General features: G+C 40.6%; 14 protein-coding genes. 5 read left to right on the top strand and 9 right to left on the bottom strand.

The features are described from left to right. Positions 1–136: 136 nt before the first annotated feature. The gene (locus tag KJS58_RS15900) at positions 137–544 is read right to left on the bottom strand and encodes a VOC family protein (protein WP_249717421.1); all 408 of its coding nucleotides are present in this window, start codon (positions 542–544) and stop codon (positions 137–139) included. A gap of 250 nt (positions 545–794) precedes the next feature. On the opposite strand from KJS58_RS15900, the gene KJS58_RS15895 reads away from it, so the two are divergent. Next, positions 795–1,826 carry a zinc-binding alcohol dehydrogenase family protein gene (locus KJS58_RS15895; protein WP_213533804.1) on the top strand — a complete coding sequence of 344 codons (1,032 nt, stop codon included), beginning with the start codon at positions 795–797 and terminating at the stop codon, positions 1,824–1,826. A gap of 106 nt (positions 1,827–1,932) precedes the next feature. Here KJS58_RS15895 and KJS58_RS15890 read toward each other — a convergent pair whose 3' ends face one another. Both KJS58_RS15890 and KJS58_RS15885 read right to left on the bottom strand, forming a co-directional pair. Beyond that, complete coding sequence (locus KJS58_RS15890; protein WP_213533802.1) at positions 1,933–6,126, bottom strand: S-layer homology domain-containing protein; 4,194 nt, start codon at positions 6,124–6,126, stop codon at positions 1,933–1,935. Positions 6,127–6,459: 333 nt separating this feature from the next. Then, complete coding sequence (locus tag KJS58_RS15885) at positions 6,460–7,011, bottom strand: hypothetical protein (RefSeq protein ID WP_213533800.1); 552 nt, start codon at positions 7,009–7,011, stop codon at positions 6,460–6,462. Positions 7,012–7,191: 180 nt separating this feature from the next. Between KJS58_RS15885 and KJS58_RS15880 the strand changes: the two genes are divergently transcribed. Beyond that, positions 7,192–7,491, top strand: coding sequence for an MGMT family protein (locus tag KJS58_RS15880; RefSeq protein ID WP_213533798.1), 300 nt, complete (start codon positions 7,192–7,194; stop codon positions 7,489–7,491). A 73-nt stretch (positions 7,492–7,564) separates the two neighbouring features. Next, complete coding sequence (locus KJS58_RS15875) at positions 7,565–8,263, top strand: YoaK family protein (RefSeq protein WP_213533796.1); 699 nt, start codon at positions 7,565–7,567, stop codon at positions 8,261–8,263. Between the two features lie 15 nt (positions 8,264–8,278). Here KJS58_RS15875 and KJS58_RS15870 read toward each other — a convergent pair whose 3' ends face one another. From KJS58_RS15870 to KJS58_RS15845, 6 genes are all read right to left on the bottom strand, one after another. Then, positions 8,279–8,977, bottom strand: coding sequence for a class I SAM-dependent methyltransferase (locus tag KJS58_RS15870; RefSeq protein ID WP_306433097.1), 699 nt, complete (start codon positions 8,975–8,977; stop codon positions 8,279–8,281). An 848-nt stretch (positions 8,978–9,825) separates the two neighbouring features. Further along, positions 9,826–10,344 (bottom strand): hypothetical protein, encoded by a 519-nt coding sequence (locus KJS58_RS15865; protein ID WP_213533794.1) that lies wholly within the window; start codon positions 10,342–10,344, stop codon positions 9,826–9,828. A 146-nt stretch (positions 10,345–10,490) separates the two neighbouring features. Next, positions 10,491–10,868 (bottom strand): PH domain-containing protein, encoded by a 378-nt coding sequence (locus KJS58_RS15860; RefSeq protein ID WP_191801290.1) that lies wholly within the window; start codon positions 10,866–10,868, stop codon positions 10,491–10,493. 236 nt (positions 10,869–11,104) lie between these two features. Next, a complete protein-coding gene (locus KJS58_RS15855) occupies positions 11,105–12,355 on the bottom strand; it encodes a stalk domain-containing protein (RefSeq protein WP_213533792.1) in 1,251 nt (416 codons plus the stop codon). Positions 12,356–12,529: 174 nt separating this feature from the next. Further along, positions 12,530–12,919, bottom strand: a complete 390-nt coding sequence (locus tag KJS58_RS15850) for a hypothetical protein (RefSeq protein ID WP_213533790.1) — start codon at positions 12,917–12,919, stop codon at positions 12,530–12,532. Positions 12,920–13,048: 129 nt separating this feature from the next. Next, positions 13,049–14,869 (bottom strand): APC family permease, encoded by a 1,821-nt coding sequence (locus tag KJS58_RS15845; protein WP_213533788.1) that lies wholly within the window; start codon positions 14,867–14,869, stop codon positions 13,049–13,051. A 321-nt stretch (positions 14,870–15,190) separates the two neighbouring features. On the opposite strand from KJS58_RS15845, the gene KJS58_RS15840 reads away from it, so the two are divergent. Continuing rightward, positions 15,191–15,691 carry a DUF4358 domain-containing protein gene (locus tag KJS58_RS15840; RefSeq protein WP_213533786.1) on the top strand — a complete coding sequence of 167 codons (501 nt, stop codon included), beginning with the start codon at positions 15,191–15,193 and terminating at the stop codon, positions 15,689–15,691. A 38-nt stretch (positions 15,692–15,729) separates the two neighbouring features. Continuing rightward, the gene (locus KJS58_RS15835) at positions 15,730–17,136 is read left to right on the top strand and encodes an MBOAT family O-acyltransferase (RefSeq protein WP_213533784.1); all 1,407 of its coding nucleotides are present in this window, start codon (positions 15,730–15,732) and stop codon (positions 17,134–17,136) included. Positions 17,137–17,139 lie beyond the last annotated feature (3 nt).

Raw genomic sequence — 17,139 nt, 5'->3', positions numbered from 1 at the left:
TCATCTTATAGTACTTATTAGTTAAGCTGATAAACCTTATTAGGAACCCCTATTCGCATCCAAAATAAAAAAACTCCCACAAGATCAGGGTCCATGACCCAAGTGGAAGTTCTTCTTATTTCTTATAGATAAAACGTTAGTTTTCTTTATTTCCATACATTAGTTCCGTACTTTTGTTATATAATTCTAGAATATTTCCGAACGGATCTTCGCAATACTGCAGGTAATAAGGTTTACCATTCCTCGTATTCCACATTTCACTTGTCTTCTTACCGCCTGTAGCCTCAATCCGGTTAGCCACCGCTTCAATATCGTCTACCAGCAAACAAAGATGAAAGAATCCATCATATTCTCCCTTTGGCACCTGTGTTCTTCTCGGCTCCTCGAATTCAAATAATTCAAGTCCCACTTGATTTCCACAAGTTAAATGGGCATTTCTCATCTTCCGTACTTCTTGCCCCTGCAGATCGTTCGTCATATTATGTTGATTCTCGCTTTTTTGATTGAAAGAGTATGGACCTGCTATTTTTTCAAAACCGAGCACTTCTTCATACCAACTTATCGCTTGATCTAAATCTGGAACGGATAATCCCGATATGTGTAATGGCGATCATCTGTACATCCCTCCTCCCTCTTCTTACCCTTCCTATAAGAATCATTAATCATAAACATACATTCTCCATAGATTCCCCCGTGAACACCATCACTGCATAGCTCTGCGAAATTATGGTTAGTAATATAGGGAGTGTAGGATGAGAGAATTAAGAACATATGCAAAAAGGAGAGGATTCATCATGTCAGATCAGCTCATGAAAGCGGTAGGGTTATATAGATACTTACCTATTGAAGATCCAGAGAGTCTCATGGATTTAACCATAGAAAAACCAACTCCGTCCGGCCGAGATTTGCTAGTAAAAGTAAAGGCGATCTCTGTAAATCCCGTAGATACAAAGGTCCGAGCACCGAAGGATAAAAAAGAAGAAAAGCCCAAAATTCTTGGTTATGATGTGGCCGGTATTGTGGAAGAAGTGGGTGAATCCTGTACCTTATTCAAACCAGGAGATGAAGTATTCTACGCGGGAACAATCACTCGCCAGGGGGGAAATAGTGAATTTCACCTTGTTGATGAGCGGATCGTGGGACGTAAGCCTGCTTCATTATCTTTTGCAGAAGCTGCAGCCCTGCCTTTAACAGGTATAACGGCTTGGGAAGGGATGTTTGATAGAATCGGTATTTCTGAGAATGCAGCTGATAATCGTAATAAAACAATTCTCATTATTAGCGGAGCCGGTGGTGTCGGCTCGATCGCAACGCAGCTTGGTAAACATGCTGGTCTTACCGTCATTGCAACGGCTTCTCGCCCAGAATCTATCAACTGGGTTAAGAAACAAGGCGCAGATCATGTAGTAAATCATAGAGAAGATCTGGTATCTCAAGTTAGAGAACTAGGTTACACCTATGTGGACTACATCTTCTGTCTAAATAGTACGGGAGAACATTATGAAGCGATGTGTGAACTGATTGCACCCCAAGGGACAATAGGAACCATCGTTGAATCGGATCATCCTCTCGACCTCTCTCCGCTAAAAAGTAAAAGTGCAGGATTTGTCTGGGAGTATATGTTTACTCGGGCCATGTATGAGACTGAAGATATGATTAGACAGCACGACATCCTTAATAAATTAAGTACTCTTGCGGATCAGAAGAAGATCCAAACAACACTAACGAAGAGGCTTGAACCAATCCATGCAGCTAATCTCAGAAAAGCTCATTCCATCGTCGAACAAGGGGATATGATCGGGAAATTGGTAATCGAACATTTCTAACAAAATAGAAAGAAGGGACAGCATGCACGCTGTCCCTTCTTTCATTCTAATATTAAGAAGAATTTCGTAAGAATCCCTTGTTAATCTTCTCTGTATTATTTTTCTTTTACTGCTTCGTAGATTTTAGGAACTGTACTGCCATTTTCGCGAGCTGCTCCCTAGTAGCTATTTTTTTTGGCTGAAATTGTCCCCCATTCTCTTCCATGATCCCAAGCGCTTTAGCCGCTTTAACAGCAGATTTCGCATAAGCACTTACCTCGGAAATATCATGGAATTCAGCTTCTTCATATCCTGGAATATCGGATAGTTTCTGACCTGTTCTGTATTCATACGCTTTCATGAGCGCAGTTATCATTTCTTCACGGGTCATGTTTTGTTCTGGGCGGAACGTACGATTAGGATCTCCTTCTACAATTCCAGCTGATGTCAGAGCATTTATATAACCGCTGTAAAACTTCTCAGGCTCAACATCTGTGAATTTACGATTTGCAGTTGTCTCCTCAGATAGATCTATCATCCGGCCAAGAATAACCGCAAGCTGCCCCCTGGTGACCTTCATCTTAGGCGCAAATTTATCGTCTGTTATTCCATTTACGATCTGTCTTGCACTGAGATACTCGATATCATTTTTAGCATAGCTTAGATGAATATCACTGAAGGCATGGGTAGATTCAAGTAAGAAGTAGGTTCCCGTTTGTTTTGTTTCTAATAGGTTGATCTGTGCCTCATTTACATCACTTACGTACTTACGCTTTTGATCACTAGATTTCATATACCATCCTGCCTTATTCAAGTTTGACACTTGTTCTGACCGGTACAATCCTTCTAACAATACGGGTTTTACGAATTGATGAATTTCACGCGTGGCACCGCCATTTCCATTTTGGATGACCTTCATTGAGAACGTCAGTCCATCTCCCACTGCCTTCATAGAAGCATCATGCATAGTTGAGACATCCGATACTTTGGATAAAGTTATTACAAAAGAGCCATTAGGAATAAAATGATTCGCCTCGATCGCTCCTGCTGGGATCGTCACACTTCCTGAATTTGATATAAACTGAACACCTGATGATAATTGATGGACCTTTTCTACAAAAGAAGTCGGCAGATCGACGTCTATCTTTTCTTCTTGAACTGATTTTGTATCAAGTACCACCTGAAGCTCTTGCTGTAATATAAGCAACAGATCTTTATGCTGTGTTTTATTTAGTTTTGAAATCTGATCCCATGCGCGATGAAGACGTTTATAGGCTTGATTCAATGCGGAGGAGTCAGGTGTAACGATTGTAGATCCCGTCTGGTCTATGTTGGTACTGAATTTATTCACGGTGAGTAGTGGTTTTACTATATCCACAATTTCTTTTGCAGCTGTCTTCGGTTCTGCAGGAATGTTAGTAAGCAAAGCAGTTAACTCTTGCTCCCACTTCTCTTCTTGACCTGATCCGGAAGGCGCTGTAGGAGTTGTAGGATTTGTTGGTTTTGACGGTACAGAAGGTTCTGATGGCTCTGAAGGTTCTGGTACCGCAGGGTTTTCAGCAGATGAATACATTTTGATAACGACAGCGGTAAGCGGCTCCAAAGTGATAGAATCTTTCTTCAGAACATAACCAGAAGGGTTCTGTACCTGTGAAATCCCTGCCTCATCTTGATCCACGACAACTGTTCCTTTTGTTAAATCAATAGGAAGCGTTAATGTTCTTTCAGAACGGTCTGCATTTAAGAAGACGTAGTAATCACCTGTTTGGTCTGTTGATTGGTTTTTGTAGGCAATGATTAAATCGTTCTCTTTTATCTCTGGGGCAGCGATTAAACTGATATTACGGTCAACCCGTTCTTTATCTCCCAAACGAAATGCATTGGTTGATTTACGCAGTTGAATAAGTCCCTCTGTATACTTTCGTGTTACATTATTTACGGGGTATTTATTTGAATCCATCGCCTTGGACCAATCAAATTTATTAATGGCATCTGAAGAATCATAGGAATCATGAATGAAATAACCAAAGACGTTACCTTCCTCGTCTTCAAATGCATGATACTTTTGCTCTGGAATTCCCTCTCCGAACCACTGTTTTGTTCGTCCATATTCTTGACCGGCATGAAGAAACGCGGTCCCTTGTGATGTGAGAATCATGAGATTCCCCAACCGAATACGCTGATGAATTTCCACATCATTTTCCGGAATGGCAGGGTTCTTCTTAATCGACTGTGCAATAACATCATATAAAGGCAGATTGTCATGAGCTTCAATGTACTGAACCATATCGCCTGGGGCGTCTGCTGGTGTATTGCTTGGCTGTCCTTTAATATTGTTCAGAATGAGGTCTATATCACGAGCCCCACCTGTAAGAAACCGCGGTTCTCCTTCCGATCCAAATCCGGATTTGAGTTCATTTCGGATCTCATCAGAGAAGACACCCACATCATCCGTCTGATCCATCCAGTCTTGATCCGCACCCTGTCCGGCAAGCGAAGGTTCTGCTAATGCACCGCTAAAGGTTCTCCAGCCTTCTCCGATGAATAAAGCATTTGGATTAAGCAATGCAGCTGCATCGTACGCTTTTTGAATGGAGCTGTATGTGGCATCGCCCATCATATCAAAGCGCATACCATCAATTTTGTATTCATCAAACCAGTATTTTACGGAATCGATCATTAATTTCTCAGCCATTATATGATTCGTAGCAAGGTTGTTTCCGAATCCACCAACAAAACTTCCTGTTTCGTCCTGCCATGCGTAATAATTAGGCACAATATCATTCAACAGTTCTGCTTTTGCCATATGGGTATACACAACATCGAGAACAACCCCCATACCGGCATCATGGATCGCATCGATCATTTCTTTCGTTTCACGAATCCTAAGCTCGGGATCAGCTGGATCTTCGGAATATGCACCATCGGGAGAAAAGTAATGATGCGGATCATAACCCCAGTTGTACTCATTGTTTTTAGCAGAATACGTTAGTTCCCGTTCGCCCATCTTCGTCTCATCACCATAATACCAAGCCATAATAGGAAGAAGCTGTACGTGAGTTACTCCTAATGATTTAATATAGCTGAGTTTTTGTTTAACCGCTGCATATGATCCCCACCGTGTATCACCTAACTCACCTTCAATAGAAGGGTCGGATGTAAAATCTCTCACATGCAGTTCGTAGATGATTGCGTCTTCCCTCTTCTTATATCCATCAATCGTTGCATAATCGTATCCCTGCGGGTTCGTACCCTCCAGATTCACTATGGCTGCTTTTCCAACGGTATCTCCATCAGGTCCTGCATTCCCGTTCGTATCAACTTGAAACACAGCCATTGATTTCGCGTAAGGGTCTAATACTTTTCGGCTTACTCCGTTATTCACTACATCATACTGATAAAAGTAACCTTTCAAATCTGCTAAATTCATCTCGGACGGCTGAACTTCTGCTTCCCACACACCTTTCTCACCCAGCATAAGCGGCTTGCTTCCAATCTGAATCGTTGAATCATCCTTGTCATAGACGTTCAAGGTTACGCTTGAAGCGGTAGGAGACCATATTTTAAACGTCACTTTTTCTAGAGTATAGCTAGCTCCAAGATCGTTACCATCATACGAATATCCCGCATCGATCAATTTATAGTCGGTTATAGTCGTGACTGTGATCCCTGCATAAGTGATGGTTACAGGTAATTTGTCCATTGTCACTTCTACTGTGAGATTGACAATTCTGTCACTCACGATCTCTGCCTTATTCACTTGGACCCCTTCACCATCACGATCTTTTGCGACGATTTCGCTTAAGAGTTGTTCATCTGACAGTCCTTTTGTATCTGAAAAGCGGAGCTGAATCTCATTTTCGGAAGTTACTTTTGCCGCTAATAATTCCGTAGTAATCTCCGGTTCACTCGGATATACTTTGTCAGATCCTTTCTTCACCCATACTTCATTCACAGACAAGTTGTCTAAGTTGACCATTTTGTCTCCCCCATCTTTTTGTCCCGTCTCCCGGTTTACGATTAAGAATCCTACTTTTTGAGCATCTTCTTTTAGCTGTACATCAACGTAGGCTCCATATGTATCCTGCTGTTCTGCGGAAAAGGGGATTGCATCTGTAGCCCATGTTTGAGACGGAGCAGCCACATCCTCCCATGTCCATACGCCTAATCCTTCACCGTCTCCTTCGTAATGGATGCGTAGATGCTGCTTAGGAACCCCATTGTCCGAGGCAGAAGCAGTGAGTGCATGCCAGCCTGAACCTGTAATCATGAGCATACAAACTAACAACAAAATGGCCATTCGCCTGACAGAATTCATCATAAAAAGTCCTCCTTCGTTTGATTTATTCAGTTATTAAAAGCATATTTCTTTTGTGGAAACGTTTGCACAAAACGACAACCATTGCCCTTATGTGTCGAGTTTCAGAATGATCTGACATCTCTGAAAGAAGGCTATCACCTCATCTCCTCTACTTTTTATTAAGAACAGTATAGGGTTTTCACTTCTATATCTATGTTTCTGCTCCACTCCATAATGAAACCGTTTGCACCAATATATTACCGTTTGTTTTCACATCCAGTCAACCCATAATTTTGTAATTTTACCTTCTTATCAAAAAAACTCCCTGCTTCAACGGAGCAGAGAGTTTTGTCTTTATTCATTTAACGGTTTGCCATTCTCATCATAATATCTATACTTGAACTGAAACTCATTAGACTCCGGAAGTTCAATCCATTCCACAGCTTTCTGATTCACCTCGAACTCCCGCTCGAATACTTGGTCTTCATTTACGGTAAGTTCAAGCTTCGAGATCGTGTTATCTTGATTCGCAATATACAACATGGATGCGGCATGAACTTCGTCTTGATCTTCAAATTCTTGAATAAGAAAAGAAGACAAAGCTTCCCCATTTCGATCTTGAAACTTAGAAAGAAGATAATTCCCCTTCTCATCTTTTCTGAATTCAGCATAAGCAGGATCTTGATCGCTTAGAAAAGCAACCACCCTTCTATTATAGATATCTTTGATTTCTAAAATTTCTATTTCTGTATTTTGAAACACTTGCTCAGATTGAAGAATCTTCTCAATAGACTCTTGATCGTTCCCATACAACCCTGCAGGCCTACTTATAAAATAAACAAGAATGATCATAAGAATGATAACTGCACCTGCTAAATAAACCCCGTTCTTCTTTTTCAAAATCATGGGTAATTCCCTCCCTTGTACATCAACCATCCTATTAAGGCTATAAACCTTATTATTCAATTTACTATATATTGAACCAGGATTTTGAAATTAACGAAGGGGGAACTCGTACTTTATTCAACTTCTATATCTTCTGCTATACTAAAATACATGAGACTTAAGAGAAGGAGAGTTTATAGTATGCAGCCTTTTACAGCAAGAGTAATCGATATCATACAATCGATTCCAGAAGGAAAAGTGATGACCTATGGCCAAGTAGCCGCTTTGGCAGGCAGTCCCCGGGGAGCAAGACAAGTCGTACGAATCCTACATTCCATGAGTGAAAAATATAGTCTTCCGTGGCATCGGGTAGTGAATAAGCAGGGGGAAATTTCGATGAGTGATGAAGGACACCGTTTGCTACAGCAAAGTTTACTTGAGAGCGAAGGTGTTGAGCTCCATCTTTCGAAGCGAATTGACCTTACGAGGTATCAAGCCTAAATCATTCTAAAGTGAATAAAATAAGGACAGATTAGGCATCTTGAAGACAAGTAAATGATAAAGGAAGTCTAATATGTACAGTAAACGAAAAACACTGAAATTAACTCCAGAATCGGTTTATATCGGTGCTTTATTATCACTCGTCGCAGGTTATCTTGATGCTTATACATACATTGGCAGGGATGGGGTATTCTCTACCGCCCAGACAGGGAATATGGTTCTTCTCGGTATCGAGGCTGCCAAGGGGAACGTGCATGAAGCTCTTGTACGCATTCCACCTATTGCAGCCTTTATAACCGGAGTATTCGTCGCGCAAATGCTCAATCATCCCTGGATCATACGGAAATTATTAGATCCTTCGAGAGCTGTACTTTTGCTAGAGATTCTCGTTCTTTTCGGCGTCGGGTTTCTTCCTGCGTCCGTTCCTAACATGATTGTAACGATCCTAATTGTATTTGTCGGCTCTCTACAAATCTCGACCTTTCGTTCTCTAGAGGGGTGGACTTATAATACGACGGTAACAACAGGGAATTTATATACAGCATCTAGAGCCCTCTATATTTCTTTGTTTCGTAAAGATCAATCTGCAACCGTTCAATTTAAAAAGTTTGCCACAATCATCAGTTCATTTTTAGGCGGGGCTTTTATCGGAACATTTGCTACGTATCATCTAGAAGATCAAGCTGTATGGGTTGCTAGCGGTCTTCTTCTTATTGTCTTTATTATGATGTGTGTATCTCCTGCTCAGCGTGCTTCACAAGAAAAAATATAAATCAGGAAAACGTTCCTATTTCATTTTGTTTTTACGTCCTATATAAAGTAAGTGGGAAGATACGCCAAGGATCGAAGGGTCAGCTGCCGTTTGAATCATAATGGATATAAACTTCTGATAAGCTTCTTCCCCCTGCTCTTTCCAGTATTCTTGTGCATTTGCGTCCAGTAATCCCCCGATACTGGTTGAACCAATCAGTTCAATTGTACTGAATCCGTTACTTTCCATAAAAGGTTGAATTTCTTCCACACCATAGTAGTAAGCACCCGTAAATCTGCCTGGTTCATCATGTGTAAAGCTGCTGCTGGTTAAAAACGCTTCGATCCCTTCCATCGTATGATTCGGCTTCCAATGCACGGGATTCTGGAGTGAATTGAACAGCATCCTCGTACGGGATTGGAAAGCGACAAATACGATCCCTTCTTCTTTCGTCACTCTATATAGTTCCTGGACTGCTGCCATCCTTTCTTCTTCGCTTTGAAGATGATACATAGGTCCAAGCATCAGACTTGCATCAAATGAGTTATCTGTTAGCTCATGTAAATCTGTCGCATTCTGAACGTGAAAACCAGTAAAGGAAGACTCCAAGTGCAGCTTCTTTGCTTGCTCTCGCGCGATTTCTACAAGAGCAGGCGTCAAATCAGATAAACTAATCCGGTATCCTTCCTGTGCGAGCTTCATTGCATATTTTCCTGGTCCTGCTCCGTTATCCAGCAGATGTCCCTGCTACGGTAAATACTTATTTATAAAATGCATGTTCACGATAAACTCGTGTGGTTCGCGGTCAAGCCTTCCCCATTCATCAAAGCGGGAATAGTAATCAATAATATGACTCATAGCAACTGCCTCCCTTATCGAAAATAAAAAGCCCGCCGCCTCAAAAGAGGCGACAGGCAAAGTCTGACGCGGTACCACTCTTCTTTGTGATGAAATATAGACAGTCTACATCTTATATCTCACCACATCTTAAAGACCAGTTAACGCTGGTTAGACGGAGTATCAATCATTATGACAATATGATCCACTCTTGCTCCGGGGTGAGCAGTTCTTCGGCCATCATCCTGCCTCTCAGCATACCGGCAGTTCTCTGTAGATTCACTTCCGAATAACGAGACCCATCATCACAAACATATGTATATTTTTTACAGTATAATATCAAATCACAATAAATGCTATAGACAATATCCATTTAGAAAAGGGTATACCAATCTCTAAACAAAAAGGCAACCGCGATGAGTATCCCAGGCTCTATATATCCACACGACTTACGCGCCCGTGCATGTTGTTCCCATCTTCTTGAGAAGATGTCCCTTTCACTCCTACCTTGACGCTTTTTCATTCTTCGCTTAAAGAACCGTCTGATATCTACATATAGAGAAGAAATAAGCCAGATCGCGCCCACCAAGTATAAGGCTAGAGCTATATAATCATTCCACATGATTTCGCTCAGATCTCCGCTTATGATACGTTGCAATGTTACTGTAAACCCTGTCCTTGCGTCATTATCCAAAATCCATTTTCCCTTCATTTGATGACTGTACTAAGAGGCATCTTACTTTTATCTATTCATACCAGTAAAGAAATAGTTGGCTTGTATAACGAAAAATCCCGGATAAAAAAACGAATATACTTACAAATTTCGTACTTATCCTGCTTTCTTCTTTACCTAACAATCTCATTCCTTTTCCACTACGAAAGGATCGCTCTTTTCTCAATTTATCAGATATAGCTAACGCCAATTTAAGAATCAAGATAATGAGTAAGATAACAAAAAAGAAAGCACCTAAAGAATTTAAACTAATCGCAATGTAATGATTCCACCCAAGTTCATTTCTGCGTCCATTGAAGAAGTACAATACAATATCTCTATATGTTAGACTTTCAGATTCAGGTAGAACCATCGCATCTTCAGGTCCTAGAAAAACGATAACAATTCGAATGATACAAAAAAATAAAAGAGTTAATATAGCTGTCCCATATAAAAACAGTTCAGCCCACTCTCCTAGCCTCAAACGTTCCTGTGGTTCTAGATACACTTGACTGATTCTTACTCTTCTAACAATTCTATAGAGCTTTAACATACCTCTACTTAGCCAAATACAAAAAATACTAACGATGCAGCAAACGAAGACCACGCTTGCTGCAAAGAGTATATGGTTTAACATTTCAATCGAACTAATTTTCTCGCTCCTGACTGTCCATGATGACTGATATCTGCTTGTTTCATTTAATTCAAAATATAATAGGACAATACACTTTGTACTTCATAAATATTTGTACTTTTATTAAAGTTTTTCTGAATCGGTACCGTACTGCTGGAGATATAGATTTTCAGCTCAGCTTCCATATCGAAATGCCCTGCCGTCTCAATGGAATAATGCGAGATACTTTTATATGGAATTGAATGATACTCCACTTTTCTCCCTGTTAATCCTTGTTTATCGACAATAATCAGACGCTTATTCGTAAAAATAAACATATCCCTTATTAATTTGTACGCACGCTCAATTTGTTCATTTGGAGCAAGCAAAGGAGCAAACTCCTTCTGTATTTCATTTAAATTGACTTGAGAAGCATTTCCTAGCAATCCATCAAAAAAACCCATGTCTCATCCCTCTTTCTAAAAATCGTTTGTTTCCATATTATATAGGATGTTTATAGAAATGATCAGTTAAATTCAGGAAAAACAAGTTCCAAATATTTACCGATGAAAGAAATTTCAATTTCTTCACTTATTAAAAGGTATAATGAAATCGATTCATTCCATAACAATAAAAAGAACACAACCTCACAAACAAGGGGCTGTGTTCTTTAGCTTACTTATATGAAGAATGAGTTTAATTAGTCAAGTACAATGGACTTATTCATCTCAGTCCAAGCCGCAGGACCAATAATGCCTAGTCTCCACAGTGCTATTCCTTTGAGATCGTACCGTTTGGCAAGACCAATCTTACTATTAATGCTTGCTGCATCTTCACTGCCTCTGGAAATACCAAGGAGCAGTTTATCTTTACTTGTCTCTTTCAGTGCAAGGCGAATCGCTTCGTCTACCTTGGCAAGAGGTTCGGGTCCTTTTTCATTTTCGAAGGCATATGCCATGATAATAAGTTCATCAGCCAGATTTCCTAGCGTTTTGTAGTCGTAGCCTTTGTAGGAACTGTTAATTGGATGGAGAGCAAGAGTTAAGGTAAGTCCTTCCGAGTGAGCCCGTGTAGCAATCGCTTTGACAAAAGCATTGTAATCACTTTTCACCTTGGCAGAATCACCAGTGAGTCCAAGCCCTTCGAAATCAAGTGTAATTCCTTTAAATCCTTTTTCTACCGCCGTAGTCACGATACCCTCAATTGTCTTAGCTTGAAGCTGCTTATCTTCCAGATTCTTCGTAAGCTCAAGCTGCCCATCTAAGGCATATACCATGAAAGAAGAAGTTGTCCCCACACTCTGTGCTTCTTGTACAATACTCTCTCCTGTGATATCTCCTAGTGAAGAAGGCCATTTATATTCGTCACCTGTGGTTGTGAAGTTTCCTTCCCGGTCAATTCGACCCCAACCGAAAGCGGCAGCATCCAGGCTTGGCAGATACTTGATTTCATCATAAGAGCGAAGAGCATAGAATCCCAGTGTATACATTTCTTCTCTTGGAGAAGTGATGGACACGGTCTTTGCGGCTTGATTCCAGCCGACGGCTGCTCCAAACTGCTGACTGAAAAAGCTAAGCGGGATCATGGTTGTATTACTGATGGTCCTTGGTGCGAGAGTAAGGGGTACATTTTGTCCATTTACTTTAGCTGTCTTACTTCCCATTGTGAGTTCTACGACTTTACTTCCTTCATCAGTCTGTTTCGTTGCTGTAATTTTTTTAAGTTTCTGATTCCACTGTACATTAATACCGAGGGCTTCAGAAATAGCTCTGAAAGGAACCATTGTTGTTCCGCTAATAACGACAGGTGCTACTGGGAACGGAAGTGAGTAACCGTCCAGCACTATTTTTACTTGATTCGTTGCTGCATAAGTGGAAGGAATACCGGTACTTCCTACAGTACCTCCTAGTAGTATGGCACAGCTTAAAATTAATTTTCCCCATGGTCTCATATGTTTTCCCCATTCTTCTGTAGTGGTGGTAATTAACTATAAATCTAGTAACTACCACTACTATTCTACTATAAATCTACATTAAAATGGGTTATTTTGCTTATCTTGGTTTATAAAAAACAAAAAAACCGTACATGACGGTTTTTTGAGTAACAGCTATGTGACACATCAAAATTATAGATACAGAGAATCTACGTACTGCTTGTCTGCATTTTCAAGAGGTGTATATCCTTCTTTGATCACCGTTCTGACCGTAGTTTCTTTTAGCACCCAGATTAAATATTTGTTCAACAGTGCCCATACCGCAAAACCTACCAGAAAGGCTGGGAAAAATGACGTGGACACCAGGATGGAGAAGAACATTATGATCATCTGAGCCAAAATAAAATACAATATAATGAGCGCAGGCAGAATCATACGCGTAGGTTTTACTTTTCGATATGCATTAAGTAGGCGAAAAGAGCCAACCCAGTTCAAAGAACCTGTTGCTTTGATCGGTACTTCAAGTTCCTTATTTTCTTTTACAAAAGTGAGTATATTTTTTTTGTTTTTCTCTCGTTTCAAAGACAAATCCACCTTTAGTTACTTAGTAATCAAATGCTACCTTAAAGAGTAACATATTTAGCTTTGATTATCGAATCCTCCTTATTAAAAAGAAAACCGCCTCCTAAGAGACGGCTTCTTCCCTCCGTATTATTTATCAAGATGATAAGTCACTGTAGAAATGACGACGTCCTTATGCCGGAAAAGATAAGCTCGAAGCAGCAGGCTGGTTTGATTATGAAGAACATACTGCCACCAATGTTTTGTAATAAACTGCGGAATCAAAATAGTAATATGATCTGTCTCATTTTTCTTCCATTCCACCGTATCTATAAATTTTATGAGCGGCTTTACAATACTTCGGTAACTCGATTTCAGGGTGATGAGTCTAACGCCTGGGTTCCATCCCTCCCACTTCTCTTCCATCTTATGAATGCTGTCATCATCAAACCCAACATATACAGCTACCACATTATCGGTTAATGACTTGGCATAACTGAGTGAATTGCGCACAACACTTGTGATCCCTCCAATTGGAACGACGACCGTACTTCCTTTAATCTGTAGTTTATCTTCCTGGATATTAATCCGAAGCTGATCTGCTACATGAATATAGTGACGGTGAATCCGCATAAAGATCCAAATGACCAGCGGTAAGAAAATAAAGACGGCCCATACTTGACTGAATTTAGTGAAAATAAAGATCAGTGTAATACTTAGCGTAGTCAGCATACCAACCGTATTAATAAGAAGCTTAATTTGCCAACCAGATGGTTTCAGCTTAATCCAGCGGATCATCATACCGAGTTGGGACAAGGTAAAGGGGATAAATACCCCAACTGCATACAGTGGAATTAATCCTTCTGTATTCCCGTGGAAAGCAATCACAAGTACAGCTGATAGAACCCCAAGGAAAATAATACCGTTGGAATAACCAAGTCGATCCCCGCGGACGAGAAACATATGCGGCATAAATTTATCTTTTGCTAACATAAAGGCAAGTAATGGAAAAGCAGAATAAGCCGTATTTGCTGCTAAAAATAGAATGAGTGCTGTAATCCCTTGGATGATGTAATAAATCGTCCCCCTGCCAAAAACGGAATTCGCAATTTGCGATACGACCGTTTCTTTTTCGCTTGGTATAATCCCATACCAGTAGGCAAGTAAGCTGATACCTATAAACATAAAACCAAGTATAGACCCCATCATAACTAACGTTTTTGCAGCGTTCTTCTCTGCTGGGGCCCGGAAGTTAGGAATGGCATTGGATACCGCTTCTACACCCGTCAGCGCAGAACACCCGGAACTGAAAGCTTTTAACAAGAGAAAGAGACTTACATTGTTTGCGGCGCTCCCCCATTCCACTGGAACGGCCGGTTCTGCTCCGCCCATCGCATATTTAACAAATCCGGTAATAATCAGTACAACAATGGCAAAGACAAATAAGTAAACCGGTAATGCAAGTACGGAAGCAGACTCCGTAATCCCTCTCAGATTTAGGATCGTGAGCAGTAGAATCATGGTGAGTGCAATAAGCACCCGGTAATCATGAAGTACTGGAAAAGCGGATGTAATGGCATCCGTTCCTGCGGAAGAGCTTACGGCAACGGTCAAGATGTAATCGACAAGCAGAGATCCTCCTGCGAGCAGACCGCTTGATAACCCGATGTTATCTTTTGCTACGATATAGGCGCCTCCGCCTGAGGGGTATGAATAAATCGTTTGTCTATATGAGAATATTAGAATGACAAGTAGTCCGAGTACTGCAAGTGAAATAGGTATGGAATACCAGGCAGCTGCAGCACCCACTGCCATCAAAACAATGAGAATTTGTTCTGTACCATAAGCTACGGACGATAATGCATCCGAAGATAGTACGGCGAGTGCCTTTAATTTACTTAGTTTCTCTCCTTCTAATTCGCTGTTTTTCATAGGGCGTCCAATCAATAATCGCTTCATTTTTCTAACCATAAAGATCTCCCTCTTTACCCCGTATCTAGTGCTGAGTTTACTTTTCTATGTATATATCTTCTCAGCAGATGAATCATACTCCCAATGCCTTTAGATGGTAAAGGAGCACGAAGGTCTAAAGAAATCAAACGAAGCCGAATACATACAGGAATTATGTACCGCAGATTAAAAATCTCTTCGTAGCTTTCTTTATCTCGTTCGATTGTGTTTTTTAGAGAAAAAAAGTTTTTTTTTGAAAAGGGAACCTTCTAAATGATTAATTTGTCTAACTCTAAGGAAAGAATATTTCACATCATGAGAATTAGAAGGAGTTGCTAAGAAATGAAGAAAATGATTTTGATGTTAATGACGTTTACGATGGTGATCGCTGGATGTGGGACACAAAAAACAGAGGAAGTTAATGAAGTTAACGTACCGGTAAGTGAATTAATGGAAGTTATTATGCAGAAAACGGAGATGAATAAAGACCAGTTCTTCGACATAAATCTCAAAGAAGATACAGAGACGGCAAGAAACTTAGGTATTGATCCGACGATTATTGAAGAAGGACAGTACATGAAAGCGATGATGAATGTACATGCCGATGAATTTATTATTTTAAAAGCATCTGATGCTTCGAATGTAGAAGAACTAAAAGCTGCACTGGAGAAAGAAGTTGCTAATCAAGAACGAAATTGGAGTACTTATTTACCAGAACAATACGAAAAAGTGAAGAACCACATTATTAAGCAACAAGGCAACTATTTGGCACTCTTAATTTCAAACGATGCTGAAAGAATGGAACAAGCCTTTACAAATGCTTTGACTTCCGAGAGCAAATAATTCACGAGCCCTTTGAAGGAAGACTGGAGGGAATATCCTTGGTTTTTAGCTCTGTAGCCTTTTTGTTTTACTTTTTACCCGCAGCTTTATTCGTATATTTTGTAGCGCCGCAGCGATGGAAGAATGCGGCGCTTCTTCTTATTAGTTTGCTTTTTTACGCTTGGGGAGAACCGGTTTATATTCTTCTGCTGCTGTTTTCCTCAGTGATAGATTACATGAATGGGCTCCTAATGGATCGATATGAGCAGCGCGAGAAAATACGCCGATTTATCCTTGTATTCTCCCTGATCGTAAATATTGGCGTACTCAGTTTTTTCAAATATGCTGATTTTCTTATTCATTCTGCGAACGATCTGCTGGGTACTAACTTTGCGGCTCTCGATCTGCCGCTTCCGATTGGAATTTCTTTTTATACGTTCCAAACGATGTCCTATATGATTGATGTTTACCGCCGAAATGTTCGTGCGCAGCGGAGTTTTATCAACTTTGCAGCATTTGTATCCATGTTCCCGCAGTTAGTAGCAGGACCTATTGTCAGGTATGAAGATATTGATAAACAGCTCGCTCGCCGCCACGTATCCGTGGAGCTTTTTGCAAGTGGTGTGCGCCGCTTTATCATCGGTCTAGCCAAAAAAGTACTGCTTGCCAATAACATTGGTATGCTGTGGGACACTACGCTATCTGGAAGCAGTGAACTAACCATCATGGGTGCGTGGATTGGGATTCTTGCGTTTGCTTTTCAGATTTATTTTGACTTCAGCGGTTATTCAGATATGGCCATTGGACTTGGTAGAATGCTCGGCTTTGAATTTCCCGAGAACTTTCGTTATCCCTACATATCTGAAAATGCATCCGAGTTCTGGCGAAGATGGCATATTACACTCGGCTCATGGTTTCGAGATTATGTATATTTCCCGCTCGGGGGAAGCAGGGTTAGTAAATGGAGGCTCCTCGTCAATCTATTTATTGTCTGGTTTTTGACTGGATTATGGCATGGAGCGAGCTGGAACTTTGTACTGTGGGGTCTGTATTTTGGCTTCCTCATTGCGATCGAGAAGTTATGGCTTGGAAAATGGCTTGAAAGGATCTGGCGTCCTTTCCGGCATCTGTATTTTATAGCTGTCATCCTGATTGGCTGGACTTTATTCGCTATTGAGGATCTTACTCAACTTCCTCACTATCTTCATGTGATGCTTGGATTTAGCCAAGCGGAATGGATAAGCAGAACGAATCTTTACTATCTACAATCGTATGGAGCACTGCTCGTGGTATTAACGTTCGCCTCGACACCCATTGCGGCTCGTTTAACATCAAAATTAAATAACAGAATGAATCGTACAGTCATGGCGATCCTCGAAGGGATTGTCTTAACCATCCTTCTGCTCGCTTCCACAGCGTACATTATTGATGACTCGTATAATCCGTTTCTGTATTTCCGTTTTTAGGAG

It is taken from the genome of Paenibacillus sp. J45TS6 (assembly GCF_018403285.1).
Lineage (GTDB): Bacteria > Bacillota > Bacilli > Paenibacillales > Paenibacillaceae > Paenibacillus.
The sequence above is the reverse complement of the archived record's forward strand: the minus strand, read 5'-3'. Positions and strand labels throughout refer to the sequence as shown.

Coding starts and splice junctions, on each gene's coding strand:
- KJS58_RS15865 (WP_213533794.1), bottom strand. CDS start 10,344: ATGTTAAAGCTCTATAGAATTGTTAGAAGAGTAAGAATCAGTCAAGTG.
- KJS58_RS15860 (WP_191801290.1), bottom strand. CDS start 10,868: ATGGGTTTTTTTGATGGATTGCTAGGAAATGCTTCTCAAGTCAATTTA.
- KJS58_RS15875 (WP_213533796.1), top strand. CDS start 7,565: ATGTACAGTAAACGAAAAACACTGAAATTAACTCCAGAATCGGTTTAT.
- KJS58_RS15890 (WP_213533802.1), bottom strand. CDS start 6,126: ATGATGAATTCTGTCAGGCGAATGGCCATTTTGTTGTTAGTTTGTATG.
- KJS58_RS15845 (WP_213533788.1), bottom strand. CDS start 14,869: ATGGTTAGAAAAATGAAGCGATTATTGATTGGACGCCCTATGAAAAAC.
- KJS58_RS15855 (WP_213533792.1), bottom strand. CDS start 12,355: ATGAGACCATGGGGAAAATTAATTTTAAGCTGTGCCATACTACTAGGA.
- KJS58_RS15840 (WP_213533786.1), top strand. CDS start 15,191: ATGAAGAAAATGATTTTGATGTTAATGACGTTTACGATGGTGATCGCT.
- KJS58_RS15895 (WP_213533804.1), top strand. CDS start 795: ATGTCAGATCAGCTCATGAAAGCGGTAGGGTTATATAGATACTTACCT.
- KJS58_RS15885 (WP_213533800.1), bottom strand. CDS start 7,011: ATGATTTTGAAAAAGAAGAACGGGGTTTATTTAGCAGGTGCAGTTATC.
- KJS58_RS15880 (WP_213533798.1), top strand. CDS start 7,192: ATGCAGCCTTTTACAGCAAGAGTAATCGATATCATACAATCGATTCCA.